Genomic DNA, 14908 nt, shown 5'->3' with positions numbered 1-14908 from the left:
GGCTCAACAGTTTTCGTGCTTTGCTTCAACCGACAATCTACCGAGGCAGTAGCTTGACGAAACATTCGAGCTGCTCTCTTCATAGAATAGGAAATGCATGATGCAAATATCATCTCATCAGCCAGCCAGACTACGGCGAAAAGAGAGTTTTCTGGGTATGCACTTCGATTTTCATGCCAGGCGAGAATCGACGGCGGTGGGCAAAGATGTCACGCCAGAAATGGTTGAATATATTATTGACATGGTCCACCCTGATTACATCCAATGCGACTGTAAAGGACATATGGGGTACTCTAGTTATCCCACCAAGGTTGGGTATCGCGCGCCTGGCATCGCCAGGGACACCCTGACTATCTGGCGCGAGGTCACAGCCAGACGCGGGGTTGCACTCTTTCTGCACTATTCGGGAATCTGGGATGATATGGCTATCAAACACCATCCCGATTGGGCGCGTGTAGATGAGCAAGGTCATGAAGATGTGCATATGGTTTCAGCTTTTGGGCCCTATGTTGATGAGCTGATGATCCCTCAACTGAAAGAGCTCAATGATCGCTATAGCGTAGACGGAGTTTGGGTCGATGGGGATTGCTGGGCTGTTCACCATGATTATCGCGCCGAAGTGATCGCCGCGTTTCAGGATCAGACCGGCATCCAGGAGATTCCCCATGCTCCAACTGATGCCTACTATTATGAGTTCACCCAGTTCTGCCGCGAGGGCTTTCGGACCTATCTGCGCCATTATATCGATACATTGCACCAGCATAATGCTGATTTTCAGATTGCCAGTAACTGGGCCTTCTCATCAAAAATGCCTGAGCCGGTCAGCGCGGATGTTGATTTTCTGTCCGGTGATTTCTGGCTACAAAATAGTGTGAACAGTGCCCGCCTTGAGGCTCGGTGTTTGCGCCATCAGGGCCTGCCCTGGGATCTTATGGCATGGAGCTTTGGTGGTCAGCATGTTCTTGGCGATAACGAAGAAGATTTTTCGACCAAATCAGTCTCACAATTACAGCGCGAGGCAGCCATCGTGCTCGCCCTGAGTGGAGGCTTTCAGCTCTATTTTCAACAGGACCGTAATGGCGCCATCTTTCCCTGGCAAATGCAGGTCGCGCGTGAGGTCGCGCAATTTTGTCGTGCTCGCCAGGATGTCTGCCATCATGCCGAGCCTATTCCACAGATCGCTTTGTACTATGCTGGCTCAACCTTCTATCACCAGGCGACCGCGCTCTTTGAGGCTCACGATGGAGCTCTGCAACCCCTCCAGGGTGTGTTGCAGATCCTCCTCGACAATCAATACTCCACCGATATCTTGATGGAACACCAGCTAAAAGGCCATATGGCGGAGTATCCAATCATCGTTGTTCCAGAATGGAGCCAGTTAGAGCCGGACCAGATTGAAAATTTGCTGGCCTATGCGCACAATGGCGGGAAGCTGTTGCTCATCGGTCCTGCTACGGCATTCCTGTTTGCCACAGCCTTACAGGTCGATTTTCTAGACGTGAGCCATGATCAGCAAGCAATATATCTGGAATACGAGGGCAGCCTGGCTAGAATGAAGACAGCGACCGCTCAGGTACAGCTTCAAGAGCCCGCACAAGCGTTCGGATGCTGGTATGCAAGTAACAATATGACGTTACCCTCCACGACCGCAGCCTCTATTACTGCGTATGGTCGAGGGAAAATCGCGGCAACCTACTTTAACGTTGGTAAGCGCTACCTGGAGGCCACGACGACTGTTGTGCGCGATTTTATCCAGGCATTGGTTCATGAACTCTTCCCGGAGCCCCTTGTCACTGTTACTGGCTCGCACCTTGTCGATGTAGCACTCAACCGTTTCGGGAGCAAACTGGCGATCAATCTCGTCAACACTGCTGGCCCGCACGCGGACATACATGTACATGTTTTCGATGAAATTCCAGCGGTCGGACCCTTGACCATTAGCATCCGTTGTGAAGAGCAACCTTCCAGGATTATGTGCCAGCCAGAAAATTTCGCTCTCCCTTTTACATGGTCAGAGGGTAGGGCCATGGTAACGCTTCCACGCCTGGATATTCATGTCGTTTTAATTGTTGAATGATACCAGCGCGACGTGTGCACTTTTCAAAAGATGACCATTTGAAAGCATGGAGGTCTCATGCCTCATTGCGCATCCCGTAGGGGAGAACGCTCTTGGACGCCTCGCCAGCCATGCGTTGCCCTACACCGTCAGTGTTTTTTGTTGATAACGACGCTCGATGAGTGTCAAAAAGTAGCGAATGCGGGTCGTGAGCTGGGTGGCTGTGTGTTCAAAGGCCTGATAGCGCTCCTCTTCTGCATCTCCTTCCTGGACCGGATCGGGGAAGCTCCAATGGATGAGTTGCGCCTCAGCCGGCCAGGTGGGGCATACCTCACGCACCCGATCACAGACCGTAATCACATAGTCAAAATGCAGATCGCTCAGCTCATCGATATGCTTGGAACGGAGGTGGGCATGATCAATATCCAGGGACGCTAACACCTGTATCGTAGCAGGGTGGACACCAGTGGGCCTGGTGCCTGCACTGGCGACCTCGACTCGTCCATTGCTCATCGGCCGCAAGAGGGCTTCAGCCAGCACGGAACGAGCGCTATTATGGGTACAGAGAAACAGCACGCGCAGTGGTCGTTCTGGGATTGGCCATTGTTGCGGATCCGACGGTACCTCCAGGCTCCCAATCGCTGGATGTAAGACGTTGCCTGCGCTCAGATAGAGCGCACGCAGCGCTTCAAGATTAAGACTATAGTACAGTGACCGCTCATCAGCGCTGCTGCGCCGTTCTGTGATCAGATGGTGCTCTCGCAGTTTCCGCAAATGATACGAGACGACATTCTGAGGTTCATGTAAGACCTGAATGATTTCATGCACGCTTCGATCACTCTGTGCCAGGGCTGTAATAATGTTCCAGCGGAGTTCATGGGCCAGTAATTTCAAGAATTCGGGGACGTGTGTTGTCGAATGGGTTGCATGCATAGTCGTCTTTTTCCCTTCTACTCGCAAGGTGTGAAGATGGAGGACCGCCTAGTTTTTTAGGGACCTGATTGCTTTGATTTCCGGTGTCGCTCGCAACCATTGATAGAGGGTAGCACTCAGGCATGTTCCAATGATGGGGGCAACAATATAAACCCATTGGTCTTGCCAGACTCCCGCAACCAATGCAGGTCCCAGGGAGCGCGCAGGATTCATCGATGCGCCGCTAATCGGGCCCCCCCACATGGCATCCAGGGCGACCGCAGCGCCGATTGCCAGCGCTGCGAGTTGTCCGACGGCTCTGGTATCAGTTGCCACAGAGATAATAACCAGCATTAAGACCGCTGAAAGCAACACTTCCAGTCCAAACGATTGCCAGACTCCTCCTGATGGTATGGTGGCTCCAAGTGCTGCAATAGGGCCAAAGAGCCCATAAAGCATCCCTGCCCCGAGCACGGCACCCAGAACCTGTGCCAAAATATAGAAGGGGACCTGCCTCCAGGGAAAATGGCGTGTGAGCGCAAAGGCAATAGTGACGGCTGGATTGAAATGCGCACCCGAGAGATGACCCGTGGCAGCGATCATGACCATAATAATCAAGCCGAAGGTGAGCGCGACACCCACATGGGTTAACGAATGCGTCAATGTATCAACCATGATGGCACCACAGCCAGCAGTAACAAGGGCAAATGTGCCCACGCATTCGGCGACTGCTTTCCGTGGTAAGGATGTTTGGAGCATCAGGTCACCTCTACGCTGGTAGGATCTTTCACCCAGGCGCGAAATTGGCGCTCGATGGCATCACGAACCTGCCGGAAAGCGGCGAGACGTTCTTCCTCTGTACCTTGAATTGCCGCAGGATCGGGGAAACTCCAATGGATGCGTGTCGCTTTTCCAGGAAATACAGGGCATTGCTCGGCCGCATGATCACAAACGGTGATCACGTAATCAAAAGGTTGATCAAGAAACTCGTTGAGATGTTTGGAGCGGTGATGGCTAATATCAATCTTGCGCTCAGTCATCGCTTGGATCGCCAGGGGATTGACCTGAGAAGGCGTGATGCCTGCACTCTCAACATCCAACTGCTCACCAGCCAGATGGCGGAGCCAGCCTTCAGCCATTTGTGAACGTGAGGAATTCCCTGTACACAGAATAAGGACCCGTTGTTTCATCGTGTTGTTCCTGTACATATCAGTATGCTAGTAACACAAAGTGGATATCATTGAACGTGTATGTAGGAAGCCGCATGGAACTGCTTCGCTACAAATTACATCAAAATATATTGATGCAAAATATTTTGATGTAATTAAAATACCAGAAAAAAGACGTCACTGCAAGGTGTAAGATCCCCCTTAGCAGGTTGGTTTATACTTTGAGTTGGAGTACATGGAGCCGCATACCATCTCGCGTGTGTTTAGAAGCTCTGCAGGATATGTAGGACACGAGGATAGTGGAGAGCTTACCGAGCAGGTGCGATGACGTTCCCTACAGCCTGATTACGTAGCAGCGTCTGGGTGGGAAGGCGCGGTTTGGTGAAATGGAAGTGTGTGGGAGCTCGAATCCTATGGGGCGGCCAATATCCTTCAGGAGATTCTGACGGTCAAGTCGGACGACGTGGTGGGTCGTGTCAAAACCTACGAGGTCATCGTAAAGGGCGAGCATAGCACGGAGCCGGGCGTGCCAGCGTCCTTCAAAGTGCTCGTCAAAGAATTTCAGAGCCTGGGCATTAATGTCGAGGTACTCAACGAAGACGAGCAGAAGATCCCATTCGTCGAAGACACCTTGAACGATGTCACGCCCGATCTCGGAATTAATCTATCTGGCTTCGAGGGTGACTAATGATGGAATAACTCCACAATAAAACTGGTGAAGCAATACAACACTCCTGGTGTCTGGTGAGCTTGCTTTCCAGGGCGATAGATACGATTTTGGTGAAGTTCTTGTGCGGCCCTACCTTCCAGGTGGGTTGTCGCCAGTTCAAGTCTTGTCCCCCGTTACCGTAGAATAAACGTTTCCTTCAGGCCTGATCTGAAGCCACTTTATAAGATGTGTGTGACGGGATCCTGAGAGGAAGGTTTGTTGCGCATATCCCTCTGAAACGGGTCCCTGTTTCGGGGGGATATGCAACAATCTGCTACAAGCAGGCATCAGATTACGGCTTGTCGGGTGCTTGCATATACCACTCAGTGAATGAGCGACATTGCCCCTCATCGGTGAAGTGGAGCACCCACAGATTGTGATATGCCCGCTTGAGCGTTTCCTGAGTCTGATCCGTATAATAGGAGGACAATCCAACAGCAATCGCCATGTTGTCCTTGATCAGCAAGGGTCGATACTCACCATGGTATGTCCCTGCTGCGTCACGGTTCTCTAGCCAGGCCGCAACGATTTGGGAGCGACCACGAGCTACATCCTCCCCCTCATCCCAGGGATGCCAACGATACTCAGCGTCGTCGGTAAACAGTGCAGCGATCTCGTCTGGATCATAGGTTGTCCAGGCACGGGTGTATGTGTTAAGCCAGCGTTGTACCATTTCAGCATTCATCTTCATGGTCCTTTCTCCTTCCTCATGAAAGGTCTTGATCGTCTTTTTCATATAGTTCATCGCCTATGTTCCTCATGCATCAATAGCAGCGCATCTCGTTCCCTATTCTACAATGTCCAAAAGCCTGCTGCCTTTTGACCCATCACGAAAGTAGACCCGGGCCTTTGGATCAGAAGGCCCATATCTTCTCATGACTGGAAATAGATGAAGTGGGCTTGATGCCTCGTAGAACGTCAGCCTTATAGGAAAATACGTGTCGCGTAGGCATTCCTATGCCTCGATCGGGAGTGTCTCCGTCCGGGCAGTTGGGAGTGTCTCCTCTGATCTCTCCTTGCTTGCGAGTGTGGGTAGGGTGCGGAGTGTACGTATACGTGGACCTACTACCCAGGCCACAGAGAAAAGTAAACCAACAGCCTGACACACGAGCGTCCAGCGCAACCCTATCAAGCCCTGCAAACCACCTGCGATAGCGCTACCAATGGGCACGGCCCCTAATATCAGCCAGAAAGTACTGGCGTTGACACGCCCCAGGAAGGCATCATCAGTGATCGACTGCCGTAGACTTGGATAGTAGATGTTCGTGCTTGCTAGCCCCATGCCATTCACCAGGAAGACTCCCACCAGACACGCAACCTTGAATACAAATGGGCCGCCGAGAAAGGGGATGAAAAGCAGAACAATTCCTTCCAGAAACGTCATCAGGATCAGAGCAGGCCCTAGTCCTATCTTCTTCGCCAGAGGATCAGCGATCAGCGCCCCGAAGAGTGCTCCAATACTGCCCATCGCCAGAATGATTCCGAGCAGGGCAGGCGAGATTTGTAAGTCGCGGGTGGCATAGACAACAAAGAGTGTCTCAAAGCCGACACCGAAGAAGTTATATGTCATGGACGCCAGGATCAGCACACGTAATATGGGATTGCGAAACACGATCATCAATCCCGCGACTATCTGACGCCAGACTGGTTCAGAGGTGGATGCTGGCTCTGGTGCGGGCTCGCGCTTCCGAATGAAGAGCAGACCAAGCGCGGACACCACGAACGATCCAGCATCTATCAAAAGCGCGAAGGGCGCAGTTACCAGTTGCACGAGGAGTCCACCGGTTCCTGGACCACCAATCTGCGCGATAGCGGCGCTCACCTGCAATTTACTATTGCCCTCCAGTAAGTGCTCGCGCCCGATCAAGGTTAAGAGATAGGGCTTGTAGGCGGTATTAAAGAAGACCGCGAACATACCGATCAAAAAGGCAATGATATACACATATTCAATCCGTAGCAGATGAAAAAAGGCTAGTCCAGGGAGCAAGATCAGGAGCGCGGCCTGCCCCAGGTTGGCAACAATGAGCAGGGGGCGACGGCGATGATTGTCCGTCCACCAACCTGCGAATATTGTGAAAATGAGGTATGGTGCCCAGATCGCAGTACTGACCAGTGCGACCTGCCCTGCAGTCGCATGTAAGGTGATGATTGCTACCAGTGGCAAGGCGAGGGTCGTCACCTGGGAGCCGAAGAGCGAAATTGATTCACCCGTCCAAAGTTTTAAGAAGTCAGGGTGTTGCCAGAGGGCGCCAAATCGTAATCGCATATGCCGTATTCCTTTACATATTCGGTATCACCTGTTTTCTTGTAACCAGCGAAGTCCCAGAACAGAGATCCATCCAACCACCACAGCGAGCAAAACATTGTGCGTCTTCACCGCGACAAGGCGTGTCACCAGAGCCGCACCCATCCCATGTCCACGAATAAAGCGCAAAACCACCAGAGAGGACATCCACGCCGGAACTATCATCACACCATCACCGAGCAGGAAGGCCGTATCCCATACCTTTCCAATTGCCCATGCGTAATGGTATAATGATGAATGATACCATTACATACAGTATACTAGCAAGTAGTGTTATAAATTAGGTCAGGAACCCCACGCATAAATGCGGGGGCTTGCTCCGGTAAGCCCAGACCTGACCAGTCTCAGTTTTGAAACAGAAACTCCGTTCGGAGTGAAATAGGTACGTCGGGGTGCTTTCCAGCCCCGACCTCTACGGCCACTGATTAAACAGGAGTACAGGGTGAATCCAGTGTCATTGGCGTTAAACCACGCACGAACATTGACGAGGAACACATTACCTACGAAAGTAGAGGCTCTTTATGAGCAAGGTTTTTGTTGTTGATACGAACTCCCAACCACTTGATCCCGTCCATCCTGCAAGAGCACGCATCCTTCTCCATGGGGGAAAAGCGTCAGTCTTTCGTATGTATCCGTTTACGATTATCTTGAAGACCGAAGTTCTTGAACCAGAAGTACAACCGTTGCGCATCAAACTGGATCCCGGTAGTCGAACCACAGGCATTGCTCTTGTCAATGATACTTCAGGAGAGGTGGTCTTCGCTGCTGAACTTGATCACCGTGGACAGACGGTAAAAGCATCTCTCGATGATCGCCGTGCCGTTCGCAGATCAAGGCGGCAACGAAAAACGCGGTATCGCAAAGCTCGATGGCAGAACCGAACACGCGCTAAGGGATGGTTCCCACCGTCACTTGAGAGTCGCCTTGCGAATGTGCTTACGTGGGTCAACCGTCTCTCACGGTATGCGCCTATCTCAGCGATCAGTATGGAGTTGGTACGATTTGACATGCAACTGATGGAGAATCCCGAAGTGTCAGGGGTGGAGTATCAGCAAGGCTCCCTGGCTGGCTACGAGATCAGAGAATACGTGCTCGAAAAGTGGCAACGGGCCTGTGCCTATTGCGAAGCAAAAGATGTTCCCTTACAAATAGAGCACATCCATCCACGAGCAAAAGGAGGAACCAATCGCGTGAGCAACCTGTGTCTGGCTTGTGAGAAGTGCAACACAGCGAAAGGAACGCAGGATATTGCGGTTTTCCTCAAGAAGAAACCAGAGGTGTTGAAAAAGATCCAGGCCCAGGCAAAAAAGCCGCTCAAGGATGCGGCGGCGGTAAACAGTACACGATGGAAACTCTTTGAACGACTCAAGGCGACAGGATTGCCAGTAGAATGCGGTTCTGGCGGTCTGACCAAGTACAACCGAACGACGCGCAACCTCCCAAAGACGCACTGGCTTGATGCAGCAAACGTCGGAACGAGTGCCCCTGTAGTTTTGATAACCAAGGGTATCAAACCATTGAAGATCAAAGCGACAGGGCATGGTAGGCGAAAAATGTGTGTGACGGACGCTTACGGGTTTCCAAAGCACCATAAAGAGCGCAAGTCATCATACATGGGGTACAGGACAGGCGATATGGTCAAGGCGATTACCCCGAAGGGCACCTATTGGGGGCGAATTGCCATCCGCCATCGTCCATCGTTTCGTCTGGGTAAAACCGACGTTCACCCCAAATATATGCGCCGTTTGCATCGGGCAGACGGCTATGAGTATACATATGAGACGAAAGGAGTGCGTGATGCTCCTCCCCATGGGTGAACCGAGGGGTCCCCGCATCACGCGAATTTAAAGATGGAGAAATGGTGAGAGTGTGATGGATATGTCCTGGCAAGTACTTATTAACACCGATTGGCACGACTATCGTGGCATAGCCAAAGACGAGGATCGACTGCTCAAACTGCTCAAGCCGGGCTGGGAGTCGCTACTACAAGACTGGTGGAATATTGAGGGGCTAGAGCAGCCTAAGCCGGAGGTTATTGGCGCATTACAACAGTTGCGTACGCTTCTGCAGCGAATCACGGGGGATATGATACGAGGGCGCGAGATCGCGAAGCACGACCTTGACGAGCTTAATAGCTACCTGAAACATGCCCCCTCGTATCTCCTCCTCACGCACGAAGAAGATTTTACGCTCCAACGTGTTCCCTGCTCCTCTGACTGGACGTGGCTTTTAGGACAGATCGCGGCCTCCTTTGCCACCCTACTGGCGAAGCATGATCTTACACGTGTCAAGCAATGTAGTAACCCCAATTGCCGCTGGATCTATTACGATGAAAGTAACAGTAAGCGTCGCAGCTGGTGTGACGACGACTGCGCCAATATGATGCGTGTGCGGCGCTTTCGTGAACGCCATCGCCTTGCCTAGAGCATCGTACTTCTTTCTTCGGAGCAAACAGATACAGGCCCTTTTTGTTCAGCTCAGGGAAGCATCAGACGGCGTTGATCTCCCAACGCTTCGATGTTTGATAGGTCTTCCCCCAGCCTCTGTGTGCCGCTCATTACGGTACTTACAACCGCAAGGCTCTGTCATTTCCTATCGCCATCCTCAGCAGAAAAGGCGGTATCTCTTGCACCCGGCATGCTCTGTTTCCAGTGATGGAAACAGAGGAGCTTTCGGAGATGAAAAACATATTTTTGCCCCGCGTATCGCAGCAGAACACAACACTATTATTCCCCCTTTATCCTGCCATGCAATACCTGTTGATTTGGTACGAATGACCTTTGCTTGCGTCTGTGGCAGAATCCCAATCCCCTTTAAGCCCTTTGCAGAAACTCAGCCGGAGCTCCTCTTGTTGTTGGGAAGGTATAAACCGCTAAGAGATTCGTTTTCTGTCGCCAGAAGTCCTCACAATGGAGAAGGCAGAGGAACGCTTGATACTGAACCTGAGTAAGATCGGTCGAGATCACTTGCAATTTTTGTATGCCTGGCAATCAATAAGAATTCTTTTCCTGGGTACTTTACATATTTTACCTCAGCAGAGGATGTGTGCCATCTTTTTTGGATAGGTAACAATTTTGTACAAAGTCGAGCTAAGCAAGAGTATGAATTGAAAAGGCAATAACTACAGTCGCTTCATGATGAAGCCAATTTTTGTATGAAAGAGTAGTGTGTTGAACGTTAGATCTATTAGAACCAACAAGATACTAAGCACTGGACAAAAAAAGAGTCATGTCAATTTTTAGACGACATAGGAATTGGAAGAGGGTATCATGGCGAATCAACAACATGTCGATTTTGTCTTCAATAAAGAACAGTGGATGCAATGGAGACAAACTTATCCCGATGTCATACCAGACTTAAGTGCTACCGATTTTTACGATATAGAAATACCGATACATGATTTACACGGAGTCAATTTGTCGTGGATATACTGGAAGAAACTCAACTTAGGGAAAACCAATTTCCGTAGAGCATTGCTCCCATATGCTACGTTTGTCTCCTGTTCATTGTTTCAAGCATCTTTCGAAGGGGCGGATATGCATCATGTTGATTTCATTAGTCAAGCGTGTGATGGTATAGATTTGTCTCATGCTAATGCACAGGAGGGACTGTTCTCATACACTATTCTAACTCATGCGCAATGTGTTGGCACCAATTTCTTTCGTGCGAATTTTCGATCTGTTCATGCCATTGAGAGCAATTTTAGCTATGCGAATTTGAGGGAAGCTGAAGCAAGTCGTGGTAATTTTTTGCATGCGAATGTGTATGGAGCTGATTTGAGTGGGATCGATTTACGCTATGCGGATGTTCGAGGAATGAACGTATTAGAAACCATGAGTGGGAAAGATCTGACAGGGATGAAATTGCGCGGGGCGATATTTGGTAATGCATATACATCTATTACTACAGATTTACGCGGGGCGAATTTGCGTTCTGTAGACTTACAGGATGCTGATATGACGGGTGTGGATTTGCGTGGTGCTGATTTGACCGGGGCAAACATGAGGGGAGTGAGATTTTACCGTACCCTGATTACTGATACACTTTTAGAGAATACGCTCTTTGATCAGCATGGCGTGGTTTTTCATGATAGTATGATAAGTTCACATGAAGGCACTCATGTACGAGACGATACTGCTCCTGTTATTGACACGCACCGAGCTCATTTTGATGGTGCTTCTTTAGACGGTGCGAAACTAAGGGGATCTGACCTCCATGATTGTAGTTTAAGCAACGTCAACCTGAGCAATGCGGATCTCAGTGTATCTCAGTTAAGTGGAGCTGACTTTAGTCATGCAAATCTCAGTGGAACTGATTTGAGGGGTTCTAATCTTGATGGGGCCATATTGAATGGGGCCAACCTGAGCAATGCTGTGCTAAAGGGGGCCTTCTTGGTAGGTGCTTGTTTAAATAATGCGAGCTTAAGAAGAGCTGACTTGAGAGGAGCTGATTTGGCCGGGGCTGATGTGATAGGATCTGACCTCAGCGGAGCAAATCTGAGTGAAGCTGATCTTTCGAATGCTGATCTCAGTCAAACTGATCTGAGTGAAGCGGATTTGGACGGAACCATTCTTTATGGCGTGAGGAATCTCGATAGCGCTCTTGGCGTAACGCAAGCACAATTGGCGCGAGCAAAAGGCATGAACAAGTAACTTTGTGTATATGGAGTAGCGCTACGTAAGTTTACATAGCGCTAAGATCCACGCGTACACACGCAGAGCACCCGATCTGACACCATTACTGCAGACACTTGCTTCCGACTCATTTATGTTGGATGCGGCGTGCGCTGGGCTGCGCTGATATTCGCTTGTCCGCCGGAACCTTGTGCAAAGTGGACAGTATGTACAGGTGGAACCATTCCTCAAAACTTGACCACTCCTGGCCTTATTTACCACATGTGAAAGAACGAAACGGTTGGTAAATTCGGCCAATCCTCGACCCAATTAAACCGAATGATCGACAATTTGGCTCAATGACGGGAATCGCGCTATGCTTAGTATGGGTAAACTGAATATAAGCGAACTCGAAAAAGCCTACAAAGGCGAATAAGAATTTAACGAGATAAATAAAGCGCACCAGAACTTCCTGGTTTCGGAAGTGGATGGTGCTCGATGTAGTGCACATCTATCGACCAGTACTCGTGGTTGCTGTTGGTACAGCCATGGCACCAACTCCATGGCTGTACCAACAGTACACCAGCCGGACTTATCTTGCGGCTTGTTCTGTTGCCTGATGTTGGCGTACCTCTGCGATAAAATCAGGCCACCACTCTTTTTGCTCAGAGTGTCCAGTGAGTTCGTCCTGGGAGGTATACCAGCGCTTCACTAGTTTTTCGTAGGCAGCAAGCAACGCGCTTCTGTTCTCAAAGTGAGGAAGTAGCCATTTGCGACCAATCTGAGCGTGCAGGACTTCATCTGCCCAATCATAATCCTGGAAGCGCGTCGATAGTACATCGTTGGCCGCGGCAGCGATCTCCCATTCCCAGCGTTTCCCAGTCTCACGCGTCATCAAACTTTGTTCAATGCCCCAGAGAATAATATGTGCCTCAAGCGGTTCATAATCTCGATTGAGCGAGTACGAGGATTTGATATTAACGGGATACCGATAAAAAGGCACGCCCTTTGCATAGAGTCCGACCGATCCCATCATGGCGTGTCGTGCTTCGTCCCAGAGTTGTCGGCTCATATCATGATAATAGTTCCAGTCCTGACCACGAGTTCTGGCAATAATTGGCCCCATCCATTCAGGAACATCTATTTCGCGTAAGCGTTTGTAGAGCAGCGCACAGACGCGCTCATCGGGAAGCCTGGTCTCATCTTGATAATAGGCATCGATGTCGGCCGAGCGATTGAAGGGATCGACGAAACGTTGATCTCGTTGTGGAGTCCAATCCGCCTGGTAGGGTGATCCATCAGAGCGTGGAGTCGGTGGCAGACTTGCAGGAACAGGCTGATCCCCGCCAATACCACCGGCGGCGGCCAGGTACCAGGAAAGATGTTCTTGCCAGACATTCGCTATCTTAATAGCGTCTGGCGTTTGTGTCAACGCCGCGATAGCCTGCCGGCCCCAGGCTACCATCTCCTCTTCTTCACCAAGGATGATACGTAGTTGACGGAGGGTAGGATGATCGATGAGTGGATTTGCGCGCTCAATGTGCTGCTTGAGGGCCGCGATCATTGCTGGCTTCACCACCGCATACACCCCAACCAGAAGCTCAAGCGTCGAATGTGAGCGTATCAGTTCCGCAAAGAAGGTTTGCAGCCTCTCATCAGGGACTTTATCCAGATAATGAGGTGGTTCACGCATCTCCATGACACGTTTGCGCAGCCAGGCACTGTGCTCAGCCTCTAGCCAGAGGTGCAGGCTAAATCCACACTTGACCTCCCATTCAGGGGTATGGGCTATGTGCGTGGCAAAGAACTCATTCAGACTCGTCTTGACATAGTTATAACGCTTGAGAAGCGCAACTGTCTCATCAACCGAGTAGCCAGGGCAACAAGCCTCATCGTAGGTACATAATCCAGCCAGGGGAGGAATACCAGGCGTGTCCAGATGGGATAACATCGTGTTTGATCTCCTTATCATCGTGCATGAAGCAGCGGTAACGATTCATTTGCTTCCAAATATACCGTGAAAAGGAGGTCAATGTATTGTCCGGGTATGAGGGAATTTTGTCAAAAACGACGATCTTCTCACCAGAAACGACGCTTCATAAGTGTGTGGCGGGGTCATCTTCGCTGTGTTTTTCACTGGCGGGTGTGCGTTGGCTACCAGGTGTGTGCCCCGTTACCTTCTTAAAGGCTTTCGCAAAGTGATGCACAGAGGCAAAACCACAATAAGAGGCAATCTGTTGTAATGAGAGCTGGGTGTGGAGGAGGAGATCCTGAGCATGCAGAACACGCAGGCGCAACAAGTAGCGATGGGGTGACATGCCAAAGCGAGCATGAAAGAGTGCGGAAAAGTGCGATGGGGAGAGATGGGCATGCCGAGCCATGTCGGAGACGGATACTGGCTCGTTGAGATGAAATGAGAGATAGGATGTGATCCAATTGAGTGATTGTAGCTCCTGAAAAGAGGTTTCCCTGGGCCAGGGCTGATCTTTGAGTAATGCAATAATCAGGGTTGTGGCGGCCTGTTGGGCTTCCAACTGGCTGATGAAATCTCGTTGCTGCCACAGGCCAACCATGCGTAAAAATGTATCTCGAAACGTTGTTGGCTGAGCAGGCTGAATTTTCACGGGCAGTGAGATCCCACGATAATCATTCAGGCGCGGCTGTAACAGGTGGAGATAAGGCTTGAGATCAACCTGGCCGGGTCGCGTTGGGAAGCTTTTCTCGCGCTCGGGATGGTAAAAGATGTCCATATGGGCAAAAGGCGTAATGGTATCGGTCATGCCTTCCAGGACCACGCAATCATTGGGTTGAATCAGGCAGAAATCGCCCGGCTCAAACCCGTACGTGATGCCATTGACCTGTATGGTACAGCGCCCTGCTTGAATATAGATCCATAAATAATCCAGCAAGCGCCTGGCTGGTATCCGCCATGGTCGACGCACAGCAAAATCACTTTCTCGAATGTAGGGCAAAATGGGTGTGTCAAAGAGTGAGCCCAGCTGGCCTTTCTGGTTATCTGACATAAATGTTATCCTTTCGCAGATACATAAAAGCAATAGTCCAGTGTACACTACTCATGATGTTTGACGCCAGAACACAATCACAGATAGGTAGTATATCCCTTGACAATCATTCCATCTTCCA

Annotated in this window: 12 protein-coding genes and 1 pseudogene; 5 read left to right on the top strand and 8 right to left on the bottom strand. The window is 50.4% G+C overall.

Annotated elements, in window-relative coordinates:
* The first annotated feature begins 97 nt into the window (after positions 1-97).
* A complete protein-coding gene (locus tag EL633_RS24615) occupies positions 98-2077 on the top strand; it encodes an alpha-amylase family protein (protein WP_126629931.1) in 1980 nt (659 codons plus the stop codon).
* A gap of 120 nt (positions 2078-2197) precedes the next feature.
* Here EL633_RS24615 and EL633_RS24610 read toward each other — a convergent pair whose 3' ends face one another.
* Genes EL633_RS24610 through EL633_RS24600 form a run of 3 tightly spaced genes read right to left on the bottom strand, consistent with a single transcriptional unit; the run spans position 2198 to position 4158 of the window.
* Positions 2198-2989, bottom strand: coding sequence for an arsenate reductase/protein-tyrosine-phosphatase family protein (locus tag EL633_RS24610; protein WP_126629930.1), 792 nt, complete (start codon positions 2987-2989; stop codon positions 2198-2200).
* Between the two features lie 48 nt (positions 2990-3037).
* Positions 3038-3727, bottom strand: a complete 690-nt coding sequence (locus EL633_RS24605) for an MIP family channel protein (protein WP_126629929.1) — start codon at positions 3725-3727, stop codon at positions 3038-3040.
* Entirely contained in the window at positions 3727-4158 is a 432-nt protein-coding gene (locus EL633_RS24600; protein WP_126629928.1) for an arsenate reductase ArsC, read from the bottom strand. The genes EL633_RS24605 and EL633_RS24600 overlap by 1 nt, the downstream gene beginning before the upstream one ends.
* A 311-nt stretch (positions 4159-4469) precedes the next feature.
* Between EL633_RS24600 and EL633_RS24595 the strand changes: the two are divergent.
* A pseudogene (locus EL633_RS24595) lies at positions 4470-4825 on the top strand (DNA-directed RNA polymerase subunit beta); the annotation flags it as partial.
* Positions 4826-5138: 313 nt separating this feature from the next.
* On the opposite strand, the gene EL633_RS24590 reads toward EL633_RS24595, so the two are convergent.
* The 3 genes from EL633_RS24590 to EL633_RS36730 all read right to left on the bottom strand — a co-directional run bounded on the left by EL633_RS24590 (position 5139) and on the right by EL633_RS36730 (position 7316).
* Positions 5139-5591, bottom strand: coding sequence for a nuclear transport factor 2 family protein (locus EL633_RS24590; RefSeq protein WP_126629927.1), 453 nt, complete (start codon positions 5589-5591; stop codon positions 5139-5141).
* Between the two features lie 210 nt (positions 5592-5801).
* Entirely contained in the window at positions 5802-7112 is a 1311-nt protein-coding gene (locus EL633_RS24585) for an MFS transporter (RefSeq protein ID WP_126629926.1), read from the bottom strand.
* Between the two features lie 27 nt (positions 7113-7139).
* Positions 7140-7316 (bottom strand): hypothetical protein, encoded by a 177-nt coding sequence (locus tag EL633_RS36730; RefSeq protein ID WP_161982408.1) that lies wholly within the window; start codon positions 7314-7316, stop codon positions 7140-7142.
* 356 nt (positions 7317-7672) lie between these two features.
* On the opposite strand from EL633_RS36730, the gene iscB reads away from it, so the two are divergent.
* From iscB to EL633_RS24570, 3 genes are all read left to right on the top strand, one after another.
* On the top strand, positions 7673-8968 hold the full coding sequence (gene iscB, locus EL633_RS24580; RefSeq protein ID WP_126629925.1) for an RNA-guided endonuclease IscB: 1296 nt from the start codon (positions 7673-7675) through the stop codon (positions 8966-8968).
* Between the two features lie 55 nt (positions 8969-9023).
* The gene (locus tag EL633_RS24575; RefSeq protein ID WP_126629924.1) at positions 9024-9575 is read left to right on the top strand and encodes a CGNR zinc finger domain-containing protein; all 552 of its coding nucleotides are present in this window, start codon (positions 9024-9026) and stop codon (positions 9573-9575) included.
* Between the two features lie 845 nt (positions 9576-10420).
* Complete coding sequence (locus EL633_RS24570) at positions 10421-11803, top strand: pentapeptide repeat-containing protein (RefSeq protein WP_126629923.1); 1383 nt, start codon at positions 10421-10423, stop codon at positions 11801-11803.
* A gap of 553 nt (positions 11804-12356) precedes the next feature.
* Here EL633_RS24570 and EL633_RS24565 read toward each other — a convergent pair.
* Together EL633_RS24565 and EL633_RS24560 are read right to left on the bottom strand one after the other, a co-directional pair.
* Positions 12357-13715, bottom strand: coding sequence for a hypothetical protein (locus EL633_RS24565; RefSeq protein ID WP_126629922.1), 1359 nt, complete (start codon positions 13713-13715; stop codon positions 12357-12359).
* A 145-nt stretch (positions 13716-13860) separates the two neighbouring features.
* A complete protein-coding gene (locus EL633_RS24560; RefSeq protein WP_126629921.1) occupies positions 13861-14787 on the bottom strand; it encodes a helix-turn-helix domain-containing protein in 927 nt (308 codons plus the stop codon).
* Positions 14788-14908: the final 121 nt, after the last annotated feature.

The organism is Dictyobacter alpinus, assembly GCF_003967575.1.
In the GTDB taxonomy this organism is placed as follows: Bacteria; Chloroflexota; Ktedonobacteria; order Ktedonobacterales; family Ktedonobacteraceae; genus Dictyobacter; species Dictyobacter alpinus.
The sequence above is the reverse complement of the archived record's forward strand: the minus strand, read 5'-3'. Positions and strand labels throughout refer to the sequence as shown.

What these genes read in the sequence shown, in the direction of transcription:
- EL633_RS24615 (WP_126629931.1), top strand. Translation starts at nt 98, where the DNA reads ATGATGCAAATATCATCTCATCAGCCAGCCAGACTACGGCGAAAAGAG.
- EL633_RS24610 (WP_126629930.1), bottom strand. Translation starts at nt 2,989, where the DNA reads ATGCATGCAACCCATTCGACAACACACGTCCCCGAATTCTTGAAATTA.
- EL633_RS24605 (WP_126629929.1), bottom strand. Translation starts at nt 3,727, where the DNA reads ATGCTCCAAACATCCTTACCACGGAAAGCAGTCGCCGAATGCGTGGGC.
- EL633_RS24600 (WP_126629928.1), bottom strand. Translation starts at nt 4,158, where the DNA reads ATGAAACAACGGGTCCTTATTCTGTGTACAGGGAATTCCTCACGTTCA.
- EL633_RS24590 (WP_126629927.1), bottom strand. Translation starts at nt 5,591, where the DNA reads ATGAACTATATGAAAAAGACGATCAAGACCTTTCATGAGGAAGGAGAA.
- EL633_RS24585 (WP_126629926.1), bottom strand. Translation starts at nt 7,112, where the DNA reads ATGCGATTACGATTTGGCGCCCTCTGGCAACACCCTGACTTCTTAAAA.
- EL633_RS36730 (WP_161982408.1), bottom strand. Translation starts at nt 7,316, where the DNA reads ATGATAGTTCCGGCGTGGATGTCCTCTCTGGTGGTTTTGCGCTTTATT.
- iscB (WP_126629925.1), top strand. Translation starts at nt 7,673, where the DNA reads ATGAGCAAGGTTTTTGTTGTTGATACGAACTCCCAACCACTTGATCCC.
- EL633_RS24575 (WP_126629924.1), top strand. Translation starts at nt 9,024, where the DNA reads ATGGATATGTCCTGGCAAGTACTTATTAACACCGATTGGCACGACTAT.
- EL633_RS24570 (WP_126629923.1), top strand. Translation starts at nt 10,421, where the DNA reads ATGGCGAATCAACAACATGTCGATTTTGTCTTCAATAAAGAACAGTGG.
- EL633_RS24565 (WP_126629922.1), bottom strand. Translation starts at nt 13,715, where the DNA reads ATGTTATCCCATCTGGACACGCCTGGTATTCCTCCCCTGGCTGGATTA.
- EL633_RS24560 (WP_126629921.1), bottom strand. Translation starts at nt 14,787, where the DNA reads ATGTCAGATAACCAGAAAGGCCAGCTGGGCTCACTCTTTGACACACCC.